Origin of the sequence: Oleiagrimonas sp., from assembly GCF_027858935.1 — a bacterium.
In the GTDB taxonomy this organism is placed as follows: Bacteria; Pseudomonadota; Gammaproteobacteria; order Xanthomonadales; family Rhodanobacteraceae; genus Oleiagrimonas.
Genome location: NZ_JAQIBU010000063.1, coordinates 1 through 4,535, shown reverse-complemented (window position 1 = coordinate 4,535; position 4,535 = coordinate 1). Strand labels below are relative to the sequence as shown.

5 protein-coding genes are annotated in these 4,535 nt (G+C 61.0%); 4 read left to right on the top strand and 1 reads right to left on the bottom strand.

Features of this window, described 5'->3' with window-relative positions; genetic code table 11:
* Positions 1-1,016 (bottom strand): MFS transporter (locus PF446_RS02535; protein WP_298069384.1); only part of this gene is annotated, 1,016 nt, incomplete at its 3' end.
* Between the two features lie 567 nt (positions 1,017-1,583).
* On the opposite strand from PF446_RS02535, the gene PF446_RS02530 reads away from it, so the two are divergent.
* The 4 genes from PF446_RS02530 to PF446_RS02515 all read left to right on the top strand — a co-directional run bounded on the left by PF446_RS02530 (position 1,584) and on the right by PF446_RS02515 (position 4,530).
* Complete coding sequence (locus PF446_RS02530) at positions 1,584-1,979, top strand: GntR family transcriptional regulator (protein WP_298069381.1); 396 nt, start codon at positions 1,584-1,586, stop codon at positions 1,977-1,979.
* Positions 1,976-2,797, top strand: a complete 822-nt coding sequence (locus PF446_RS02525; RefSeq protein WP_298069379.1) for a hypothetical protein — start codon at positions 1,976-1,978, stop codon at positions 2,795-2,797. Before PF446_RS02530 ends, PF446_RS02525 begins: the two co-directional genes overlap by 4 nt.
* A gap of 144 nt (positions 2,798-2,941) precedes the next feature.
* Positions 2,942-3,115, top strand: a complete 174-nt coding sequence (locus PF446_RS02520; RefSeq protein WP_298069378.1) for a hypothetical protein — start codon at positions 2,942-2,944, stop codon at positions 3,113-3,115.
* A 194-nt stretch (positions 3,116-3,309) separates the two neighbouring features.
* A complete protein-coding gene (locus PF446_RS02515) occupies positions 3,310-4,530 on the top strand; it encodes an ISL3 family transposase (protein WP_298069376.1) in 1,221 nt (406 codons plus the stop codon).
* Positions 4,531-4,535 lie beyond the last annotated feature (5 nt).

The window sequence follows — 4,535 nt, the reverse complement described above, 5'->3', positions numbered from 1 at the left end:
ATGGTGGCCGCCAGCGGGTTGCCTTTGCCGATCACGTCGAAAACGATCGCGAAAGCCGTGGCGAAGGACGCCGCCTGGAAAATGTTTTCGCCAAGGAAGATCAGTCCATAGACCACCGGCGTGCGCGGCAGCAGCAACATGCTGAGCGTGAAACAGGCACCGATGATGCCAATGGCAAGATACATCGGCCGCAGCTTGAATTTCCTGGCGATGGGCGGGATCAGAAAACTGCCGACGATACCGGCCAGGATGCTGCCCATCCCCCCGAACAGGCTGACCGTGGCGGGACTGGCGTGGAAATTACCGCCCCAGCCACCCAGCGTATTGGTCAGCGCAAACGATGCGGATGGCAGGATGAACATGGCCAGAGCCACGAGGACTTCGCGCCGTTCGAAGAGCACGGCAAGGTCGTGGCCGAACCGACGGAAGCTCTCGCTGGCCAGGGTGTCGTCTGCCTCTGGGGCAGGAATGAAGAAAAACGACGCCATGGGGGCCAGGAAGATCAGGAAGATCAGTATGGCGCCCCGTCCATGGGACAAATGCTGCGTGACGAAGCCGGAAATCAGCACGCCGAGACCACCGCTGCAAATGTTGAAGATGGTGTTCCATGCACCCAGCCGGCTGTTCTGATCCTTTTCAATCAGGGCCCCTGTCCATCCTCCGACAGCCGCCCCGTACAGGGCGATGGACAGATAACCCAACACCATGACGGCCTCGATTTCCAGTTTCGCAGGGTGGTAGAACACCGTGATCGCCGTGGCGGTCACGGCGATCAGGCCGAAGACCAACGCATAGTTGCGGCGCCGGAAGCGAACATCGAGGATTGGTGCAATCAGGAATACCCAGAAACCAGGCGAGGTGATCACGGCTACCGCGACCGCGATCTGGCCCCCGGGCACGTGCTGCGCGGCAAGGATCTGCGGCAGCGTCACAATGATGAAACCGGCCACCATGCCGAAAGTGGCCACAGGGATGCTGAGCACCCACGTTGAAGGAACAGAGCGTGCTGTGCCCATGCAAATTCTCCGGGTAATCCTTAAGTTGATTGCGAACGGGATCCGGTTCACCGACCCATGCCTGGTGCAATGGACAATTGTGAGCAGGGCCCGGTTCACTTTCACCGACGCACCTGTGGTGTCCGCAACGGACTCGCGTGTAAGGGTGCGGCGATCGCCTCCCGATCATACCCCAGACATGCTGCGTGCCTGGACCGCCGACCCAGAATCGTTCTGCTTGGCATAGCGCAACGCGTCGTGCAGCGCGGCAACAGCCGGCTTGCATTCTTCTCGACCACGAAAAATACAAGGGAACAAGCGCTGACCTGCAGCAACAGCGCGACCTTGGAGCAGCGAAGCCCAGTGCCTCATCTCCGAGCACCTGCCGGGGGATCAACGGTGTCCGAAGCAGTGCTCCCGTTTGAAGTCCCTCCGCCCTCTTCCACGCGCCACCTCAGCATCCTCCTCAACTGTTGGTTTCCCGGAAATAGGGCCCTTGGCATTCTTTTGAAACTGCACTTGTGCACGCCATGATCCATATGTACCATTCGCACATATGGTACATATGGTACATATGGATCACCAAACGTGGACATCAGCATCAACATCGACGATCCCGAACCGCTGTTTGCGCAGTTGATCTCGCAGATCAAGGCTGCGGTACAGGGAGGCAAGCTGCGCGCCGGCGATGCCCTGCCTTCGATCCGCCAGCTGGCTGGGGACCTGGACCTCAACAACAAGACCGTCGCCAAGGCCTACCGCCTGCTCGAGCGCGACGCCGTGATCCAGACCCGCGGCTACCGGGGTACTTTCGTGCATCCCGATGCACGCTCCAACAGCACGTTCGACCTGCCCGCTCAGGTGCGCGACGCCCTGCAAAAAACCATTCATGCCCTGCGTGAAGCCGGAGCCACCGACTCGGAGATCCGCATCGCCTTCAACGAAGTCATGAACATGCGACACAACGGAGTCAAGAGTGCATGAATATCCTCTTCTACATCGTATTTCTTGCCCAGGTCCTGCTGATCTCGGCGATCGTCCCGTACCTGGTCAGGCGCCGCTTGCTCCGGGTCCTGGATGACTTCCCGGCTTTGACCGATCCACAGCTGCACCCGCGTCCGTTGTCCGCCTACCGCACCGGCCTGGTCCTATTCGCGTGGTTCAACCGGCTGCTTTCGCTGATGGGTCTCGTACTGCTGGTCATCGTTTACCGGGTGCACGCAACCGATTCGCCGATCCCGGAGTCCTGGCCGGCGTTCTTCGGCGGTGTGCAGTTCCTGCCGATGCTGCTCATGGACCTGTTCTGCCTGAGCCTGTTCCGCCGTCTGCGCGAGCTGCGCCCGGAGAAACGGCGCAGTGCCAGCCTGCAGCCGCGCCGCCTGTTCGACTTCATGCCTCGGTGGCTGCTGGCGCTGGCCATGGTCATGCTGGCGCTCGCCGTGCTCGGCGACCTGTACCTGCACGACTTCGACCTCGGTCACGGCACCCTGGCCAGGAACCTGACCGTGTTGGTGACCAACGGCCTGCTGGCCCTGCTCGGCTGGTGGAAACTGCGCGGACGCAGCCTCACTCCGCAGCCCAACCCGGAAGCCCGCAACCGCAGCATCGGCGCGCAACTGACCGTCCTGGCGGTGATCAGCATCGCCTTCAGCACCTACATGCTTCTGCACGCGATGAATGCGGTCCTCGGTCTGCAGAACTTCGACGCCATCGTCATGAGCCTGTATTTCCAGACTGCCATGGCCGTCTCCATCAGCATCACGCTGCGTACCGCGATTCCGTTGCGCCAGGCGTGCGCCTAGCCCTGCCCATAGGCACGAAGGGAGTTCTCCAGATTCAATGACCTTCGCACTCTTTGTCCGCATGTCGAGACACATGAATCACCGCCACCCATAACACGCCATCGGGACATCAAACAACCGCCCGCCCCACCACGGAGCAGACACATGGATACCTTCGGCATCATCGGCTTGACTTTCGGGAGATCGGCGCTGTTCTTCAGCCTCAAGAACCACGAACGCATCAACACCCTCGAAAAGAAACTGAAGGATTTAAACCTCATCCCCAGCGCATCCAGCTCCGAGCCCAAGCCCGGCAAGCTGGAGGCGTCGGACGGATAGTCGGAAACGCGAGCAACAAAAATCAAAAAAGGGGCGTGTCATTTCAACCCCATCGACCTCAAAGGGGACGGCAGAAATCAACCAAATCCAGTTGCCTCCGCCCCCCTTTTTTTAGGTTCTTCGCGGGTTTCCGTGGAGCTTCTTCCCTTGCGTCGATACCTTAGACCTCTCAAGAGGGGTATAAGGGGTGTTCCATGCTGGATCGGAAGACGATTGAGGCGCTGGGTGGCTGGAAGGGCTACCGCGTGGAGCGGATCATGTGGCCGGAGGGCGACAGCCGCACGGTGATGATTCATCTGAAGCCGTCCGCCAAGACGATGCATTGCGAGCATTGCGGCAGCCGGTGTCGGCAGGTGCACGAGACGACCATTCGCCGGGTTCGCGACCTGCCGTTGTTTGCGCTACGGGTCGTGCTGGTGGTGCCCCGGCGACGGGTGTGGTGCGAGCGCTGCGGCGGCCCGCGTCTGGAGAAGCTGAGCTGGTTGGGCCGCTATCAGCGGGTGACTGACCGACTGGCCGAGGCGGTAAGCCAGTTGCTTCTTTCCAGCAACATCCTGGCGGTGGCCCGTTTCTTCCAGCTGGGCTGGCACACGGTCAAGGCACTGGACAAGGCGGCACTGCAGAGCAGCGTACGGGAGCCCGACTGGAGCCAGATTCGCTATCTGGCGATGGATGAGTTCGCACTGCATAAGGGCCACCGGTATGCCACCGTCGTGGTGGATCCGATCAGCCGCCAGGTGCTCTGGGTCGGTCAGGGCCGATCACGGGAGACGGCCCGGGCCTTCTTTGAACAGCTACCCGCAGGCGTGGCCGAGCAGATCCAGGCGGTGGCGATGGACATGACGACGGCCTACGAACTGGAGATCAAGGCCCACTGCCCCAACGCCGAGGTGGTCTTCGACCTGTTTCACGTCGTGGCCAAGTACGGGCGCGAAGTCATCGACCGTGTCCGCGTCGACCAGGCGAACAAGCTCCGCCATGACCAACCTACGCGTCGCGTGATCAAGTCCAGCCGTTGGCTGCTGCTGCGCAACCCGGGCAACCTGGCACCTTCTCAGGCTGTGCAGCTCAAGGAGTTGCTGCGGGCCAATCAACCGCTGCTCACCGCTTATCTCATGCGCGACGAGCTGAAACGGCTGTGGTTTTACCGCCGGCCAGACTGGGCCAAGCAAGCGTGGGAGCACTGGCTCGAGCAGGCCCAAAGCAGCGGCATTGCCGCGCTGGCGCTATTCGCGCAACGGCTCAAGGCCTATCTGCACGGCATCCTTTCCCGATGCCGGCACCCGCTCAACACCAGCATCGTTGAAGGCATCAACAACACCATCAAAGTCATCAAGCGCCGAGCTTACGGCTACCGAGATCAGGAATATTTCTTCCTGAAAATCCGTGCCGCCTTCCCCGGCATTCCGCGATGAACCTT